The 15235-nt window shown below is 62.4% G+C and carries 18 protein-coding genes, 1 pseudogene and 1 riboswitch; of the genes and pseudogenes, 9 read left to right on the top strand and 10 right to left on the bottom strand.

Going from position 1 to position 15235, the window contains the following annotated elements:
- Positions 1 to 42 precede the first annotated feature (42 nt).
- A complete protein-coding gene (locus AC07VU_RS17220) occupies positions 43 to 672 on the bottom strand; it encodes a LysE family translocator (RefSeq protein ID WP_495030181.1) in 630 nt (209 codons plus the stop codon).
- 82 nt (positions 673 to 754) lie between these two features.
- Between AC07VU_RS17220 and AC07VU_RS17225 the strand changes: the two genes are divergently transcribed.
- The 3 genes from AC07VU_RS17225 (at position 755) to AC07VU_RS17235 (ending at position 3600) form a co-directional block, all read left to right on the top strand.
- Positions 755 to 1720, top strand: coding sequence for a 2-hydroxyacid dehydrogenase (locus AC07VU_RS17225; protein ID WP_150052828.1), 966 nt, complete (start codon positions 755 to 757; stop codon positions 1718 to 1720).
- 33 nt (positions 1721 to 1753) lie between these two features.
- Complete coding sequence (locus AC07VU_RS17230) at positions 1754 to 2752, top strand: methyltransferase (protein ID WP_274304586.1); 999 nt, start codon at positions 1754 to 1756, stop codon at positions 2750 to 2752.
- Between the two features lie 51 nt (positions 2753 to 2803).
- Positions 2804 to 2927, top strand: a riboswitch (yybP-ykoY riboswitch).
- Between the two features lie 88 nt (positions 2928 to 3015).
- Complete coding sequence (locus AC07VU_RS17235) at positions 3016 to 3600, top strand: TMEM165/GDT1 family protein (RefSeq protein ID WP_009045541.1); 585 nt, start codon at positions 3016 to 3018, stop codon at positions 3598 to 3600.
- Positions 3601 to 3726: 126 nt separating this feature from the next.
- On the opposite strand, the gene AC07VU_RS17240 is transcribed toward AC07VU_RS17235, so the two are convergent.
- Positions 3727 to 4542 carry a M48 family metallopeptidase gene (locus tag AC07VU_RS17240; protein ID WP_007928401.1) on the bottom strand — a complete coding sequence of 272 codons (816 nt, stop codon included), beginning with the start codon at positions 4540 to 4542 and terminating at the stop codon, positions 3727 to 3729.
- Between the two features lie 1356 nt (positions 4543 to 5898).
- Here AC07VU_RS17240 and AC07VU_RS17245 point away from each other — a divergent pair.
- Both AC07VU_RS17245 and AC07VU_RS17250 read left to right on the top strand, forming a co-directional pair.
- Positions 5899 to 6096, top strand: a pseudogene (locus tag AC07VU_RS17245) (HAMP domain-containing protein); the annotation flags it as partial.
- Positions 6097 to 6207: 111 nt separating this feature from the next.
- Positions 6208 to 6951 carry a methyl-accepting chemotaxis protein gene (locus AC07VU_RS17250; RefSeq protein WP_370686835.1) on the top strand — a complete coding sequence of 248 codons (744 nt, stop codon included), beginning with the start codon at positions 6208 to 6210 and terminating at the stop codon, positions 6949 to 6951.
- 168 nt (positions 6952 to 7119) lie between these two features.
- On the opposite strand, the gene AC07VU_RS17255 is transcribed toward AC07VU_RS17250, so the two are convergent.
- From AC07VU_RS17255 to AC07VU_RS17265, 3 genes are read right to left on the bottom strand one after another with little or no spacing between them, the layout of a single operon-like run.
- Positions 7120 to 7740 (bottom strand): SOS response-associated peptidase, encoded by a 621-nt coding sequence (locus AC07VU_RS17255; RefSeq protein ID WP_009045543.1) that lies wholly within the window; start codon positions 7738 to 7740, stop codon positions 7120 to 7122.
- A 34-nt stretch (positions 7741 to 7774) separates the two neighbouring features.
- Positions 7775 to 8035, bottom strand: a complete 261-nt coding sequence (locus tag AC07VU_RS17260) for a putative signal transducing protein (RefSeq protein WP_007928396.1) — start codon at positions 8033 to 8035, stop codon at positions 7775 to 7777.
- Positions 8036 to 8046: 11 nt separating this feature from the next.
- Positions 8047 to 8229: a CPXCG motif-containing cysteine-rich protein gene (locus AC07VU_RS17265; RefSeq protein ID WP_007928395.1), complete on the bottom strand. Its 183-nt coding sequence runs from the start codon at positions 8227 to 8229 to the stop codon at positions 8047 to 8049.
- A 142-nt stretch (positions 8230 to 8371) separates the two neighbouring features.
- Between AC07VU_RS17265 and AC07VU_RS17270 the strand changes: the two genes are divergently transcribed.
- A complete protein-coding gene (locus AC07VU_RS17270) occupies positions 8372 to 9538 on the top strand; it encodes a 1-acyl-sn-glycerol-3-phosphate acyltransferase (protein WP_007928394.1) in 1167 nt (388 codons plus the stop codon).
- Positions 9539 to 9646: 108 nt separating this feature from the next.
- Here the strand turns inward: AC07VU_RS17270 and AC07VU_RS17275 are convergent, their stop codons facing one another.
- Entirely contained in the window at positions 9647 to 9934 is a 288-nt protein-coding gene (locus tag AC07VU_RS17275; protein WP_274304589.1) for a hypothetical protein, read from the bottom strand.
- Between the two features lie 187 nt (positions 9935 to 10121).
- Between AC07VU_RS17275 and AC07VU_RS17280 the strand changes: the two genes are divergently transcribed.
- Entirely contained in the window at positions 10122 to 10328 is a 207-nt protein-coding gene (locus AC07VU_RS17280; protein WP_007928392.1) for a hypothetical protein, read from the top strand.
- 145 nt (positions 10329 to 10473) lie between these two features.
- Here the strand turns inward: AC07VU_RS17280 and AC07VU_RS17285 are convergent, their stop codons facing one another.
- Positions 10474 to 11058, bottom strand: coding sequence for a YajG family lipoprotein (locus AC07VU_RS17285; RefSeq protein ID WP_009045547.1), 585 nt, complete (start codon positions 11056 to 11058; stop codon positions 10474 to 10476).
- A gap of 206 nt (positions 11059 to 11264) precedes the next feature.
- On the opposite strand from AC07VU_RS17285, the gene AC07VU_RS17290 reads away from it, so the two are divergent.
- Both AC07VU_RS17290 and mqo read left to right on the top strand, forming a co-directional pair.
- Positions 11265 to 11498 (top strand): hypothetical protein, encoded by a 234-nt coding sequence (locus tag AC07VU_RS17290; RefSeq protein ID WP_025806225.1) that lies wholly within the window; start codon positions 11265 to 11267, stop codon positions 11496 to 11498.
- 732 nt (positions 11499 to 12230) lie between these two features.
- A complete protein-coding gene (gene mqo / locus AC07VU_RS17295) occupies positions 12231 to 13742 on the top strand; it encodes a malate dehydrogenase (quinone) (protein WP_274304590.1) in 1512 nt (503 codons plus the stop codon).
- A gap of 91 nt (positions 13743 to 13833) precedes the next feature.
- Here mqo and AC07VU_RS17300 read toward each other — a convergent pair whose 3' ends face one another.
- The 3 genes from AC07VU_RS17300 to AC07VU_RS17310 all read right to left on the bottom strand — a co-directional run bounded on the left by AC07VU_RS17300 (position 13834) and on the right by AC07VU_RS17310 (position 15235).
- Positions 13834 to 14121 (bottom strand): PA4642 family protein, encoded by a 288-nt coding sequence (locus tag AC07VU_RS17300; protein WP_457274871.1) that lies wholly within the window; start codon positions 14119 to 14121, stop codon positions 13834 to 13836.
- Between the two features lie 63 nt (positions 14122 to 14184).
- Complete coding sequence (locus AC07VU_RS17305) at positions 14185 to 14670, bottom strand: hypothetical protein (RefSeq protein WP_007928383.1); 486 nt, start codon at positions 14668 to 14670, stop codon at positions 14185 to 14187.
- A 91-nt stretch (positions 14671 to 14761) separates the two neighbouring features.
- Positions 14762 to 15235: a WbuC family cupin fold metalloprotein gene (locus tag AC07VU_RS17310; RefSeq protein ID WP_274304592.1), complete on the bottom strand. Its 474-nt coding sequence runs from the start codon at positions 15233 to 15235 to the stop codon at positions 14762 to 14764.

Genomic DNA, 15235 nt, shown 5'->3' on the forward strand with positions numbered 1-15235 from the left:
AGGATCAGAAATATCCGACAAACCTGAACGAGAAAGACCGGCTCAATGCATCTCGGTAAAGGCCAGCTTCACCCCGATGGCGATCAGCACCGCGCCCATGGTGCGGTCGAACCAGTGGCCCATGCGGGCAAAACCGGCGCGGACTTTCTGCTGGCTGAACAGCAGCGCCACCAGGCAGAACCAGGTAGCCGTCGCCACCGCCAGGTACACGCCATAACCGGCCTGGATGGCCAGGGGCGTGTGCGGATTGATGACCACGGTGAACAGCGACAGGAAAAACAGCGTCGCTTTCGGGTTCAGGCCGTTGGTCACGAAGCAGGAAGTGAAGGCACCGCGCGCGGTGCGCTCGCCAGCTTCCAGGTGCAGATTCTCGGTAGCGGGCTTGGCCGGCTGCGCCCGCAGGGCCTTGTAGCCGATGTACAGCAGGTAAGCGGCGGCGGCCCATTTCAGCGCGTTGAACAGCACGATCGACTGCGACACGATCAGGCCGATACCCAGCAGCGAATACCCCACGTGCAGGAAGATCGCGGTGCCGACGCCCAAGGCGGTCCAGGTGCCGGCACGGCGACCGTGGGTCACGCTTTCGCGCACCACGACGGCGAAATCCGGGCCCGGGCTGGCCACTGCAAGCAGGTGAATAAGGGCGACGGTCAAGAACTCGGCGAGGTACATGGACACTCCTGTGTATCTAATTATTTCATCTGTTAGGCTCGGCAGATTACGCCTTCAGACCCTCGTGCAAAAGGTACAGTTGATGACTAACAATCGCCGCGCCGTCTTCCTCGACCACAGCTCCCTGGACCTCGGCGACCTCGACCTCAGCGCGCTGCGCCACAGCTTCGACGAACTGCAACTGCATGACCGGACCAGCCCCGAACAGGTGGTCGAGCGCCTGCAGGGAGCCCAGGTGGCGATCAGCAACAAAGTACCGCTCAATGCCGAAACCCTGGCCGCCTGCCCCGAGCTGAAACTGATCCTGGTGGCGGCCACCGGCACCAACAATGTCGATCTGGCCGCCGCCCGCGCCCAGGGCATCACCGTCGCCAACTGCCAGGGCTACGGCACGCCATCGGTGGCCCAGCATACCCTCATGCTGCTGCTTAACCTCGCCACTCGCCTCGGCGATTACCGCCAGGCGGTCAGCGACGGTCGCTGGCAGCAGGCCCGGCAGTTCTGCCTGCTGGACTTCCCGATCGTCGAACTGCAAGGCAAGACCCTGGGCCTGCTGGGCCATGGCGAACTGGGTGGCGCCGTCGCCCGCCTGGCCGAAGCCTTTGGCATGCGCGTGCTGCTGGGGCAGATTCCCGGCCGCCCGGCCCGCGCCGACCGCCTGCCGCTGGACGAATTGCTGCCACAAGTCGATGCGCTGACCTTGCACTGCCCGCTCAACGAACATACCCGGCACTTTATCGGCGCCCGGGAGCTGGCCCTGCTCAAGCCCCAGGCCTTTGTGGTCAACACCGCCCGTGGCGGCCTGATCGACGAGCAGGCCCTGGCCGACGCCCTGCGCCGCGGTCACCTGGGCGGCGCGGCCACCGACGTGTTGAGCGTCGAGCCACCGACCGCTGGCAACCCGCTGCTGGCCCATGACATCCCGCGGCTGATCGTGACCCCACACAACGCCTGGGGCAGCCGCGAAGCCCGGCAGCGCATCGTCGGCCAGCTGGCGGAAAACGCCCAGGCGTTTTTCAGCGGTACAGCGCTGCGGGTCGTCAGTTGATAAACTGCGCCACTTTTTTCCCAGGAGCAGATTATGGATCCGCGCAGTGAAGTACTGCTTCGTCAGGCTGACTTGTTTCAAGGCTCGCTGCTGCTGGCCGGCCTGCCCGCCGATGACCTGCTCGGCCGCCTGCCGGGCGCCCATGGCTGGTGCTGGCATGCTGGCGATCAGGCCGCCCTGGATGCGCGTTTCGCCGGGCGCAGCCACTTCGGCGTGACGGCCCCCGAGCAAGCCTTTGCCAACGCCGTGCTGTTCCTGCCCAAGTCCAAGGAACTGACCGACTACCTGCTCAACGCCCTCGCCTCGCGCCTGGCCGGGCGCGACCTGTATCTGGTCGGGGAAAAACGCAGCGGCATCGAACGCGCGGCCAAGCAGCTCAACCCCTTCGGCAAACCGCGCAAGCTCGACAGCGCGCGGCACTGCCAGCTGTGGCAAGTGACGGTAGACAACGCGCCACAAGCCGTCAGCCTGGAAAGCCTGGCCCAGGAATATGAACTGCCGTTGGCCGAAGGGCCGCTGAAAGTGATCAGCCTGCCGGGGGTGTTCAGCCATGGTCGCCTGGATCGCGGCAGCGCCCTGTTGCTGGAACACCTGGACAAACTGCCCAGCGGCCACCTGCTGGATTTCGGTTGCGGCGCCGGGGTTCTGGGCGCGGCGATCAAACGTCGCTACCCCCATAACAATGTGACCCTGCTGGATGTCGATGCCTTCGCCGCTGCCAGCAGTCGCCTGACCCTGGCCGCCAATGGCCTGGAAGCCGAGGTCCTGACCGGTGACGGCATCGATGCCGCGCCCATGGGTTTGAACACCATCCTGACCAATCCGCCGTTCCATGTCGGGGTCCACACGGACTACCAGGCAACGGAGAACCTGCTGCGAAAAGCAGCCAAACATCTGAAAACCGGTGGCGAACTTCGGCTGGTGGCCAACAGCTTCCTGCGTTATCAACCGCTGATCGAAGAGCATCTCGGCCCTTGTTCGATCAAGGCCGAAGGCCAGGGTTTTCGCATCTACAGCGCCAAGCGCGGCTGAAAACCTTTTTGCAAAAGAACGCTTGCCGAATGGATTTTGCCTAGGCAGAATCCGCTCCGTCCTAGGGGAGTAGTCTCCCGCGAGCGCCACGCTCGCCCGGCATGCGTCAACATACTTGATCCTCAGATCATGGCGCATGCGACCCAAGAGTCCGCACAGACGGACCGCAGGGTTTGACAAGACCTATGACACGCACACCTTACCCGGGGCGGGAAGGCTGTACGTGTCATAGCCGTGTCGACCCGCCCCTTAGGAATGCCCTGATGCTGGACTCTCTACTGGTTCCCACCGCGATCGTTGCCTTGGCCGAAATCGGCGACAAGACGCAACTGCTTGCCCTCATTCTCGCCGCGCGCTTTCGCAAACCCTGGCCGATCATCGCCGGCATCGTCGCCGCGACCCTGGCCAACCATGCGGCAGCCGGTGCGGTAGGCGCCTGGTTCGGCAGCTTCTTCTCGGACGCGACCTTGCACTGGATCCTCGCCGCGAGCTTTACCGCGACCGCACTCTGGACCCTGGTGCCGGACAAGATGGACGACGACGAAGCCAGCACTGCCCGCAAGTTCGGCCCCTTCCTGACCACGCTGATCGCGTTCTTCCTCGCTGAAATCGGCGACAAGACCCAGATCGCCACCGTCATGCTCGCAGCGCAATACCCGGAACTGTGGCTGGTGATCATCGGCACCACCGCCGGCATGCTGATCGCCAACGTCCCGGTGGTACTGGCCGGCAACTTCGCGGCGGAGAAACTGCCCCTGACCCTGATCCGTCGCCTCGCGGCCTCGGCGTTCTTCATCCTGGCCATTGTCGCGGTGTACAAGGCCATGCAGAGCAGCGGCTGGTTGTAAGCACACCATCAGCAGGCACGCCTCCGGGCAAACCTGCGAGCACAAAAAAGCCCCGAACCAGTCGGGGCTTTCTTTTGCAGGGGGCCGGCTTGTTCACGACCCTGTCGTCAACAACACGCCAGACGATCAGGGCCTCTTGGCTTGCTGGTACAACGGCATCACCTTCGGAATCGCCGCTTCCAACGAGGAAATACGACTGCCGGACGCCGGGTGAGTACTGAGGAATTCAGGTGGCGCGCCTTCCGAGGCCTTGCTCATCTTGTTCCACAGGGTGATGGCCGCGTTCGGGTTGTAGCCGGCGCGGGCCGCCAGTTCCAGGCCGATCAGGTCGGCTTCGTTTTCATTGCCGCGACTGTTGGGCAGGGTCATCAGCAGGTTGACCCCGTTGTCGCCCACGGCGACCGCTTCCTGCGGCGCGCCGGCGATCAGCGCAATCTGCTTCAGTGCGCTGACACCGTAGGCCTTGGACATCGCTTCACGACCGTGCTCGCGCAAGGCGTGAGCGATTTCATGCCCCATGACCGCGGCGATTTCATCGTCGGTCAGCTGCAACTTGTCGATGATCCCAGTGTAGAAAATGATCTTGCCGCCAGGACCGCAGTTGGCGTTGAGCTCATCGTTCTTGATCAGGTTGACTTCCCAATTCCACTGCGCGGAATCCGGGCGGAACACCGGGGCCTGGGCAATCAGCCGGTTAGCGATCGCCTGGAGGCGCCTGGCATTGGCACTGGACTTGTCCAGCACGTTCTTGCTGCTCGCCTCGCCGATCGTCTGTTGATAGGACTGCGCGTAGGACTGGTTGACCTCATCGGTCGACAGCATGCTGAACATGTACTGCTTGCGATCGACCCCAACAGCGCCACCGCTGGTGGTGTTGACCGACTGGCAACCCGACAGCAGCAACGCAGCGGTGAGTGCACCCAAAACCTGCTTCTTACTCATGAAAACGCTCCCTGAAAACATGGCGCGTATCCTAGGCCCAGTTGTGTATCGACGCCAGATACAACGGACGTGTAGCACGCTGTTTTCAGATACGGCACCGTAGGAAAAAATTCACAGAACCTTCCCCTCCTCGCTGGCAACGGCCGGCAGCTGTCCATTTGCGACATGCCAGCCTACAAAACAGCCATTTTTCCAATCCTCGCTCATGGTCGGCGAGGGCCTTGCCGATACAACGGGGCAGACGTCATTCCTGCGTCCGGAGCCCTTATGAAATTCAAGTCGATCCAGTTTTCCGTGGCCGCCCTGGCCGGTGCCATCGTCCTCAGCGTGGTCGTTGCCCTGGTGCTGTACGCCCTGTTCGCCGGCGCCCGGACCCAGGAGATGGTCCAGCAGCAAACCCAGGCCCAATTCGAGCAAGTCATCGAGCAGCGACTGGTCGGCCTGGCGCAGACCCAGGTCAGCCAGATCCAGCGCGAACTCGAGGCGCCCCTGCTGATCGCCGGCGGGCTGGTGCGGATCAACGCGCTGATCGGCAGCAAGGGCGCGGACGGCAATCCACAGCTCAATCTCAGCCGCGAGCAACTGATCAACCTGATCAAGGAAAACGTCGCGCAGAACCCGAAGATTCTCGGTGCCTATATAGGCTGGGAAAAGAACGCCATCGACCATAACGACAGCGCCTATGTCGACACCAAGGTGGTGGGTATCGATGCCAGCAACGGACGCTTCCTGCCGTGGTGGTTCCGCAACGAAGACGGCAGCCTGGGCCTGGACAAACTGGTGGACGTGGACGACCAGAAAGTCCTGTCCACTGGCGTGCGTGCCAGCGAGTACTACCTGTGCTCCAAGGAAAGCAAGAAATCCTGCGTGATCGACCCGGCGCCGTACAAGGTCGGCGACAAGATCGTCATGCTCGCCTCCTTTATTGAGCCCATCCTGCTCGACGGGGCCTTCCAGGGCATCGTCGGCGCCGACCTGTCGGTGAACTTCATCCAGGACATGCTCCTGGGCGCCAACCGGAAACTCTATAACGGCGTGGGCGAAATGGCCCTGATCGGTGGCAATGGCCGGCTGGTGGCCTATACCAAGGACCCGAGCAAGTTCGGCGAAAAGGTCAGCGACATTCTCGACAGCGAGGAAGTCGCCAAGCTGGGCAACCTCAAGCGCGGCGAAGTGAACTACAACGTCGATCAGGCCCACGGGCGGATCGAGCTGTACCTGCCGTTCGGTATCGGCCAGGCCGACGCCCGCTGGACCCTGATGCTGCAACTGCCGCTGGACGCTGTCATGGCCGACCTGCAAAAACTGCAGAGCGACCTGGCCGAACAACGCAAGGCCGACACCTTCGGCATGGCCATGGTCGGCCTGATCATCGCCGGCCTCGGCCTGCTGGTGATCTGGCTGGTGGGCCACGGCATCGCCCGTCCGCTCAAGCAAATGGTGGCCATGCTCGACGATATCGCCCAGGGCGAAGGCGACCTGACCCGCCGCCTGAGCAGCGACCGCGCCGACGAACTGGGCTCGATCGCCAAGGGCTTCAACACCTTCCTGGCCAAGCTGCAGGCAATGATCAGCCAGGTGGTGACCTCGGTGCAGAGTGTCAGCGACTCCTCCGAACACACCGCCGATATCGCCATTCGCACCAACCAGGGCGTGCACAAGCAGATGGCCGAGATCGACCAGGTAGCCACCGCCGTGCATGAAATGACCGCCACCGCCCAGGACGTGGCCCGCAACGCGACCCAGGCCGCGCAAGCCGCCAACCATGCCGACCAGGCCGCCAGCCAGGGCATGCGGATCGTGCGCGACACCTCGACCGCCATCGGCGCCCTGGCCGTGGAAATCGGCCGGGCGGTGGGCGTCGTGCAGACCCTGGCCAAGGACAGCGAGAACATCAACGCAATCCTGATCGCCATTCGCGGCATCGCCGAACAGACCAACCTGCTGGCCCTCAACGCCGCCATCGAAGCCGCCCGCGCCGGCGAACAGGGCCGCGGCTTTGCCGTGGTGGCCGACGAAGTACGCAACCTGGCGCAGAAGACCCAGCAGGCGACCGAAGAAATCCAGTCGATGATCCAGCAACTGCAGCAAGGCACCCGCGATGTGGTACGGGTCATGGAGGACAGCCAGAACCGCACCGACGAAAGCGTGCAGCACGCGGCAAAAGCAGCCGAGGCCCTGGAAACCATCACTCAGGCGGTGTCGGTGATCAACGACATGAACACCCAGATCGCCAGCGCCGCCGAAGAGCAAAGCGCCGTCGCCGAGGACATCAACCGCAACGTGATCAATATCGGCCAGGTGGCCAACGAAGTGGCGGGCGGCGCCGACGAGTCCAGCGCAGCCAGCGCCGGCCTGACCAAGCTGGCCGAGCAGCAGCGGCGCCTGATCAATCAGTTCAAGGTGTAAAAAAGGCCCTGCGGACCTTGCGCAACCTTCGGCAGCGACTACAGGGATTGCGGCGCGATTCAACAGCCCGACACGGGCTCTGTAGCCGCTGCCGCAGGCTGCAATCGAGTTGGGCGGCACTCCGTGCGAAGCGCTCGCCGAATCAGGCCACGCGACTCAGGGACGGCGTCAACCCGGGGTCAGGCATTCCGGGGCGTTGAGCTTCGGATCGTTCACCAGGTTGGCCAGCACCCGCTCGCGCAAGGCGGCCGGTGGGCTGGCCAGCAAGGCTTGCAGCACCGGCAACGGTGTATCGGGGTCGAGCCAGGCTTCCTGGCCCTGGGCATCGAGAATCAATGGCCGACGCTGGCTGGCCGCCGGCTGGGTGACCACCGCGGTGCTCAGCCAGACCTGTTCCTGCACCGGATAGGCTTCCCAGATCGCTGCGAAGAACAGCGACGAACCCTCCCCCGGCGTCAGCCAGTACGGACGTTTGCGGGTGCCGCCGCGCCATTCGTAAAAACCGTTGGCCGGCAGCAGGCAGCGGCGCTGGCGAAAGGCTTCGCGAAACATCGGCTGTTCGGCCAGGGTTTCGGCGCGGGCATGGGCCGGGGTGCGCGACAGATCGGTCAGCCAGGGCGGCGTCAGGCCCCAGCGGGCGCGGGCAAGGTTGCGCTGGCCGTCGCTACTGCGCAGGATCAGCACCGAATCGTTGGGTGAAATGTTCCACTGCGCCTGCTGGTCCGCCGGAAATCCGGGCAAGGCGGCAAACGCTTGGTTCCAGCGAAACAGGGCATAACGTCCACACATGGGGCAAACAACTCTCGGAAAATCGGCGGCCAGCCTAACAGATCAGCACACCGGCATGATTGGCCGGCTCGTCGCCGGGCATCGGCAGCGCGGCATTGTACGCGGCGATCAGCTCCCGAGCGTATTGCGCCTGGTCGTTATCCACCGCCAGCCCAAGGAGGCCGAACATGGGCAACTCCCCGGTACCACCAAGCAAATCCCGCCCCACCAGATGCGCCTCGACCCCCTCGCTGGCCAGCATGCCCTGGAGCAATTCCGCCTCCAGCAGGTTTTCCGGTTCGTAGATTCGCTGCATAAAGCCCCCCGTCACTCGTTTTCGCTGCGCACGTCGAGCATCCATTCCTGCCCGTCGGTCTGCAGGGTGAACACAATGGGCCGACAACAGACCGGACAATCCTCGATGTACTGCTGATCGCCCCCGGACAGGTCCAGTACAGCCTCGGCCTCTTCACCACAGTAGGGACATTGATAGCGCTCGGTTTCCAGCATCGCGGCCTCCGGAGTGACTTGTGCGTATAATCGCCGGTCTATTTGCAGGGCTATTGAGATCTGAGCTTACTTTTCAGACCGCGCCCGGCTATTTTTCGATCCAAACCTTTTCTTACCTAGCCGTTTCCAACAAGAGAGCATGATGGGCGAATTCGATGCCATCCGACCTTACGACGACACTGAAGTACCAGCGGTGCTGGCTCGACTGCTCGGCGACAAGGCGTTTCTAGATATCCTCACCCACTTCAGCTTCCCGCGCTTTGCCGGTGCTTTCGGCTGGCTGCTCAAACCCCTTATAGCTCATCGGCTGCGCCGTGAGTTCGCCGCGGTCACGTCGGTGGCGACCCTGCAGGACAAGGTCGAGTTCTACGTCGACCGCACCATCGAGCGGGCCACCGACGGCGTGACCTACACCGGGGTCGAGCAATTCAAGTCCGGCAGCGCCTACCTGTTTATCGCCAACCACCGCGACATCGTGATGGACCCGGCCTTCGTCAATTACGCGGTGTACCACGCCGGGCTGCCGACCCCGCGCATCGCCATCGGCGACAACCTGCTGCAGAAGCCCTTCGTCAGCGACCTGATGCGCCTGAACAAGAGCTTCATCGTGCACCGTTCTATCACCGGACGCCGGGAAAAGATGGCCGCCTACCAGCTGCTGTCGGCCTACATCAACCACTCGATCCGCAACGATTGCGCGTCGATCTGGATCGCCCAGGCCGAAGGCCGGGCCAAGGACGGCGACGACCGTACCGAATCGGCGATCCTCAAGATGTTCCACATGAGCCGCAAGGACGAGCCGTTCGGCGAGGTCATCCAGTCGCTGAACCTGACCCCGGTGTCGATCAGCTACGAATACGACCCTTGCGATCAGGCCAAGGCCCGCGAGCTGTATATCCGCGCCACCACCGGCAGCTACACCAAGGCCCCGGGCGAGGACGACATCAGCATCGCCAAGGGCATCACCGGCTATAAGGGCCGGGTCCACGTGAACTTCGCCGCGCCGATCAGCGAGCTGTTCGAGGACACCAAGCAATTGGCGGTGGAGATGGACCGGCAGATCCTCGGCGGTTATCGCCTGTTCCCGGTGCATTACCTGGCCTACGCCCAGTGGAGCGATGCCGACCCGGCGCTGCAGGTACCGAGCGCGGCCCAGGTGTTCCCGGCGGACGAACTGGCCAAGGCCCAAGAAGAGTGGCAACGGCGCCTGGACGCCTGCCCGGAGGAACATCGCCCGTACCTGGTGCTGCAATATGCGACACCGGTGCGCAATCAGTATCGGGTCAAGGCGGGACTGGCATTGCCATAACGCTCACCGCACACGACAACGGCGCCAGAAGGCGCCGTTGTCGTTTGTGCAATGTGTGCCGGGAAACGATGCCGATCGCCAGCTTGCTCGCGAGAGCGGCCTCGGCTTTCAGAATCGGGTGCTGATCCAGGACACCAGTAACGCCAGCCCCAGGCAGGCAAAACCGAAACGGTAGAAGAACCGGTTCATGCGCAAGGTCGCATCGTCCAATGCCTGCCCCGGCAGATTCTGAGGGCGGGATTGGCCCTGGGCGGCCAGATTGGCCAGCGCGCGCTGCTCGCGACGTCGGGTGGCGTGCAACAACCAGCTACCGGGAAAGGCGAACAGCAAGGCAAGAATATTGATCAGCTTGGCGGGGTGGGCGCTGAACAGCGACCAGATCAGTTGCAGCGACATCACGAACCTCGAATGAAACCGGATAACGAGCCCTGGCGGCTCGCGGCGCGGATTTTACCCAAAGGCCCACTTTCTGCCTGGGCTTTCCGACAGATAACAAGCCGCCTGCCGGTTAATTCGCCCTGTCATACGTTCGTCATACAAACAGGCCAGTCTGGCGCCCCTCGAAACCGACACGGAGCTTGTCATGCTGCACGCAGAAAACCAGGACCGCCTCTACCTGATCGCCCCCAGCGACGAACAGGAAGCCTTGGTCGGCGCCCTGGCCTTCAACGTCCAGGACCGTCACTGGCTGGTGTATTGCGCCCTCGGCGGGCACCAGCATGCCGACCTGCCGGAAACCGACCTGCTGACAGGCGTCAGCGTGCTGGATTTTTACGTCGAGGCGGCGTGACTTCTGGCCTGACGGGAATCAACAGGAAATAAAAAAGCCCGGTTTCCAATGGAAACCGGGCTTTTTTGTGTAGGGAGCTCAAGACGTCAAGCAAGGCCCTTCGGGCCTTATCGCAGCCTGCGGCAGCGGCTACACAAGGCTCACATTATTCGCCGAGAATCTGGCCGATGCTCGGGTCCTTGAACAGACGGGTCAAGGCGTCGCTGAGTACGTCGCTGACCAGCTTGGTATTGGTTTCCTGGTTCGGCGCCATGCCGAAACGCTGGTCCAGGGACGCACCGTAGCGACCGCTGTAGCGGCGGTTGGCGTTCTGCACATCGGAACGGAAGGTCGCGCCGATGGTGGCCTCGGTCACGTACAGGCCTTCCTTGGGCGACTGATACTTCAGCTCGGCCAGGGTCACGGTCAGTTGCGGAGCGTTCAGCGCGTTGGCGGTCGGGGTGAAGCCCAGCAGGCGTACCGCGGCCTCGGCCTGGGCCTGCAGCTTCGGCAGGATCTGCGCACCCTGGACGGTAATCGCGCTGGTTTCAGGGTACAGCCCGCCGCGGGTACCCAGGGTTGGCGACGGACGGCCATCGACCACTTTCACGACCACCGGCTGGCCATGGCCGACCGGCGCGAGCTGAGTGGTGAGCTTCGGTTCCGGGCTGAGTTGTTGCGGGCTATGGGCGCAACCAGCCAGCGTCAAACTGGTCACAGTGATCAAACCGAACAACAGGCGTTGCAACATGCTCATTTCTCCAGGAATCAGGCACAGACAGACGCGCAGTATAGCGGGGGTCAGCGGCCGCTAACCAGCGGCCCGGCGCGAGTCAGTCAGCTCTCATACAGGTTCGGTACAAGGCGCTTGCTGTAACCTCCCCGTCACGGACGTTACATGGCCATGTAACGCCCAGGCGGCATTCTTCATCGCAACTGCCCAACAGGTACATCGCCATGCATTTCCTCTGGTCCTTGTTCGCTCCGCGCCAGAAATACCGCAGCTTCGCCAAGCTCGACCCCCAGGGCCGCTGCCAGGCTTTCAAGCACTGCAAAGTGCCGCCAATGGGCGACGGCTGGGTCGAAATCGAGGAAATCCGTCTCAACTGGTTGCACCAACCGCTACCCGCCAGCGCCCGCGTCAGCCCACGCATCGCCCGCGCCCGGGTACAACCGATGATGGCTACCTGACCAAAAGACTAATAAAAGTCATTAAACAGGATCATTTCCGCGCGTTTCTTCGTTACAATCTCCCCCCGATTATAAGGACGTCTCCTGATCGGGCCTCGCAGCATCGCTGATGCATCAGCTTCAGCTCCCCCGCATTGCCCACAGAGAGCCGCCCACACAGATCGAGTGAAGCCGGCGTGCTTGCTGTTCATCTTGCAAACCACCGCTTTTCGCGCATCTGCAGAGCTGCCATTGCTCGGCCACTAAGCTGTTCGCCCGTTAATGCCACGTGCTCCATGTCGGCATTCACCCCTCGGGCCGGTGCCAGGCTTGGACAGCCCTTTTTTGAGGTTCACGTCTTCAAAAGAGCGTGAAAAAACGGGTTTTCACAACTTCACAAGAGTGTGGCGAGCAAATGAATAGTTTTGCGTCTGTACTGGCACCATTAGCGTCTACAACAGCCCGATTACACAGGACCGAGCACGCCTCAGATACTTGCGCTTGAAGCCTGTCCGCTACGGATTTGGTTGCACAAACGGACTCTTGACCATAAGTCGAATTGCCCGCCCTGCCCTGAAATGCGTTCATACGCGGATCAGGCCCGGTTGGTAGCGTCCGTCGAAGTTGCGAAAAATTGCGAAGATTCGGACATGGCGATCCTGGCCATGAGTGACCCGGGGCATAACGTGAACCGCCCCTTACTCCTGGCAGCTATGCCGTCAATTTGGTGCTGCAGATTTTGGAGACGCGTTAATGGCGCATAACGAAGCAGTAGACGTCGTATTGGTTGGGGCCGGCATCATGAGTGCCACCCTCGCTGTACTGCTCAAGGAGCTCGACCCCGCGATCAAGCTGGAAGTCGTCGAGCTGATGGATTCGGGTGCCGCGGAAAGTTCCAACCCGTGGAACAACGCCGGTACCGGCCACGCCGGCCTCTGTGAGCTGAACTACACGCCACAGGCCGCCGACGGTTCCGTCGATATCAAGAAAGCCGTGCACATCAACACCCAGTTCGAGGTGTCGAAGCAGTTCTGGTCCTACCTGACCAAGAAAGGCACCTTCGGCTCGTCCAAGTCCTTCATCAGCCCGGTGCCGCACCTGAGCTTTGTCCAGGGCGACAGCGGCGTGTCCTTCCTGAAGAAGCGCTTTGAAGTGCTGAGCAAGCACCACGCTTTCGCGGACATGGAATACACCGAAGACAAGGCCAAGATGGCCGAGTGGATGCCGCTGATGATGCCGGGACGCGCGGCTGACGAAGTCCTCGCCGCCACCCGTGTGATCAACGGCACCGACGTCAACTTCGGCGCCCTGACCAACCAGTTGCTCAAGCACCTGACCAGTGCACCCGATGCCCAGGTCAAGTACTGCAAGCGCGTGACCAGCCTGAAACGCAACAAGGACAACGGCTGGACTGTCAGCATCAAGGACGTCAACAGCGGCAACACCCGTGAAGTCGACGCCAAGTTCGTGTTCCTCGGTGCTGGTGGCGCGGCACTGCCGCTGCTGCAAGCCTCGGGCATCGAGGAAAGCAAAGGCTTCGGCGGCTTCCCGATCAGCGGCCAGTGGCTGCGTTGCGATAACCCGGAAGTGGTCAAGCATCACCAGGCCAAGGTCTACAGCCAGGCCGCGGTCGGTTCGCCACCGATGTCCGTGCCGCACCTGGACACCCGCGTGGTCGATGGCAAGAAGTCCCTGCTGTTCGGTCCTTACGCCGGCTTCACCACCAAGTTCCTCAAGCACGGCTCGTTCATGGACCTGCCGATGTCGGTTCGCGCCGGCAATATCGGCCCGATGCTGGCCGTGGCCAAGAACAACATGGACCTGACCAAGTACCTGGTCAGCGAAGTGATGCAGTCCATGGAGCAGCGCCTGGAATCCCTGCGTCGCTTCTACCCGGAGGCCAAGGCCGAAGACTGGCGCCTGGAAGTGGCCGGCCAGCGGGTGCAGATCATCAAGAAGGATCCGAAGAAAGGCGGCGTGCTGCAGTTTGGTACCGAGCTGGTCGCAGCCAAGGACGGCTCCCTCGCCGCCCTGCTTGGCGCTTCGCCAGGCGCTTCGGTGACCGTCTCGATCATGCTGGAACTGATCGAGCGCTGCTTCCCGGCCAAGGCCAGCGGCGAGTGGGCCAGCAAGCTCAAGGAAATCTTCCCAGCCCGTGAAAAGGCCCTGGAAACCGACGCCGCGCTGTACCGCAAGATCAACAGCGAGAACAACGTCAGCCTGGAGCTGGTCGAACAAAGCAGCGAAGCCGAAAGCTACGCTTAAGCCGCGCTCATAAAAAACGCCCCGCTCTCTTGGAGAACGGGGCGTTTTTTTATCGCCGCTTAAACACAGCCACAGCCGGGGCGGTGAGTTTTCAGCCGCGGGCTTTTTCGATCAGGTCGATGTAGTCGGCGGCATTGCGCTGGTCCTGGATCAGGGCCACGAAGTCCTTGCCGTGTTCGTCCTTGCCGTCCAGGTCGTAGCCGGCCTCGACGAAAAACACCAGGAAACGCTCGAAATCGTCGATACGCAGGCCACGATAGGCCTTGATCAGCTTGTGCAGGGATGGCGAAGTGGCGTCGGCCGGCTCGAAATCGAGGAACAGTTTGATCTGCGCATCGCCGATCTCGTCACCAATCACTTGTTTCTTATCTTTACGCATTGCCGACTCCAGCTCGCAGACATTTCACGGGGCAGGCAGTTTACCCCCAGGCCGCGTCGGGCCTCAACGCGAGCGTACGGCGCCGGTGTGCAGATCGGCCCAGATGTGGCCGTTGGCGTAGCTGAGGAACTGGCAATACACCGTGTCGTTGCGCAACAGGTCCATCACCACCCGATACTGGGCCAATGGATAGAACAGGGTGAGGGTCTTGCTCTTGGCGTCGAACTGGGGCTTTTTCAGGCTTTTGCTCTCGCCGTCGAAATTCACCAGCACCTGGCTGATGGTCGCGCCCTTGTTCAGCGGCTTGCCCTTGAGCCGGACCAGCAGCGGCGAAGTGACCGGGATCGGTTGCTGGTTGGATTGGCGCTGGCTGCCGATGACCACCGAGTATTCGGTGACCTGCAACAACTGTTGCTGCTCGGGGGCGGCGTCACGCAGGGTCAGGTCATCGGGGGGCAGGAACTGCGCATGCATGGGCGCCGGGGCGGCGGCCAGGGGCAGGCTCAGGATCAGAACAAAGGCCGCGCAACTGCGAATCAAAAGGCTCATGACAGGCTCCGGACACAAGGCCTGGCACTCTAGCATGGGTCAGTGCAGATGTTTGCAGGCGGCGGCTACAGCTCAAGCGCGAGGATGGCGCTCAGTCGAACTGGGCGCGCATCCAGGCCTGGTATTCGGCCACACCCGACTCCCCCTCGCGGGGCGCCCAAGCGGCCAGTTCACCTTCGCCGACCGGGCGATAAGGCCCGGCCTTGCATTCGAACATCAGGCTATCGGGCTCAAGCACCACCAGGCCGTGGTAGACGCCGACCGGCAGGTCGACACCCATGCAATCGCCAACCGCCTGCAGCACACGTTTTTCCAGCACCTGACCGGCGTCGTCGAAAATCAGCAGGCCCAGGCGTCCCTTGAGTACCAGCAGGGTCTCGGCCTTGTCGTCACTCAGGTGGCGATGGGGCGGGATATAGGTAGATGGCTGCAACCCCACCGCCATGCGGTGACAAGGCTCTTGCATCTGATGGAAATTGTGGTGATGGCGACCACGGGGGCTGGCCGAGGCTTTTTCGGCCAGTTCGGCAAACAGCGACTGATCCAGATAGCTCGGCCCTCTCAT

It is taken from the genome of Pseudomonas sp. GW821-FHT02B10 (genome assembly GCF_059421865.1).

Coding starts and splice junctions, on each gene's coding strand:
- AC07VU_RS17220 (WP_495030181.1), bottom strand. CDS start 672: ATGTACCTCGCCGAGTTCTTGACCGTCGCCCTTATTCACCTGCTTGCA.
- AC07VU_RS17225 (WP_150052828.1), top strand. CDS start 755: ATGACTAACAATCGCCGCGCCGTCTTCCTCGACCACAGCTCCCTGGAC.
- AC07VU_RS17230 (WP_274304586.1), top strand. CDS start 1,754: ATGGATCCGCGCAGTGAAGTACTGCTTCGTCAGGCTGACTTGTTTCAA.
- AC07VU_RS17235 (WP_009045541.1), top strand. CDS start 3,016: ATGCTGGACTCTCTACTGGTTCCCACCGCGATCGTTGCCTTGGCCGAA.
- AC07VU_RS17240 (WP_007928401.1), bottom strand. CDS start 4,542: ATGAGTAAGAAGCAGGTTTTGGGTGCACTCACCGCTGCGTTGCTGCTG.
- AC07VU_RS17250 (WP_370686835.1), top strand. CDS start 6,208: ATGGCCGAGATCGACCAGGTAGCCACCGCCGTGCATGAAATGACCGCC.
- AC07VU_RS17255 (WP_009045543.1), bottom strand. CDS start 7,740: ATGTGTGGACGTTATGCCCTGTTTCGCTGGAACCAAGCGTTTGCCGCC.
- AC07VU_RS17260 (WP_007928396.1), bottom strand. CDS start 8,035: ATGCAGCGAATCTACGAACCGGAAAACCTGCTGGAGGCGGAATTGCTC.
- AC07VU_RS17265 (WP_007928395.1), bottom strand. CDS start 8,229: ATGCTGGAAACCGAGCGCTATCAATGTCCCTACTGTGGTGAAGAGGCC.
- AC07VU_RS17270 (WP_007928394.1), top strand. CDS start 8,372: ATGGGCGAATTCGATGCCATCCGACCTTACGACGACACTGAAGTACCA.
- AC07VU_RS17275 (WP_274304589.1), bottom strand. CDS start 9,934: ATGTCGCTGCAACTGATCTGGTCGCTGTTCAGCGCCCACCCCGCCAAG.
- AC07VU_RS17280 (WP_007928392.1), top strand. CDS start 10,122: ATGCTGCACGCAGAAAACCAGGACCGCCTCTACCTGATCGCCCCCAGC.
- AC07VU_RS17285 (WP_009045547.1), bottom strand. CDS start 11,058: ATGTTGCAACGCCTGTTGTTCGGTTTGATCACTGTGACCAGTTTGACG.
- AC07VU_RS17290 (WP_025806225.1), top strand. CDS start 11,265: ATGCATTTCCTCTGGTCCTTGTTCGCTCCGCGCCAGAAATACCGCAGC.
- mqo (WP_274304590.1), top strand. CDS start 12,231: ATGGCGCATAACGAAGCAGTAGACGTCGTATTGGTTGGGGCCGGCATC.
- AC07VU_RS17300 (WP_457274871.1), bottom strand. CDS start 14,121: ATGCGTAAAGATAAGAAACAAGTGATTGGTGACGAGATCGGCGATGCG.
- AC07VU_RS17305 (WP_007928383.1), bottom strand. CDS start 14,670: ATGAGCCTTTTGATTCGCAGTTGCGCGGCCTTTGTTCTGATCCTGAGC.
- AC07VU_RS17310 (WP_274304592.1), bottom strand. CDS start 15,235: ATGAGAGGGCCGAGCTATCTGGATCAGTCGCTGTTTGCCGAACTGGCC.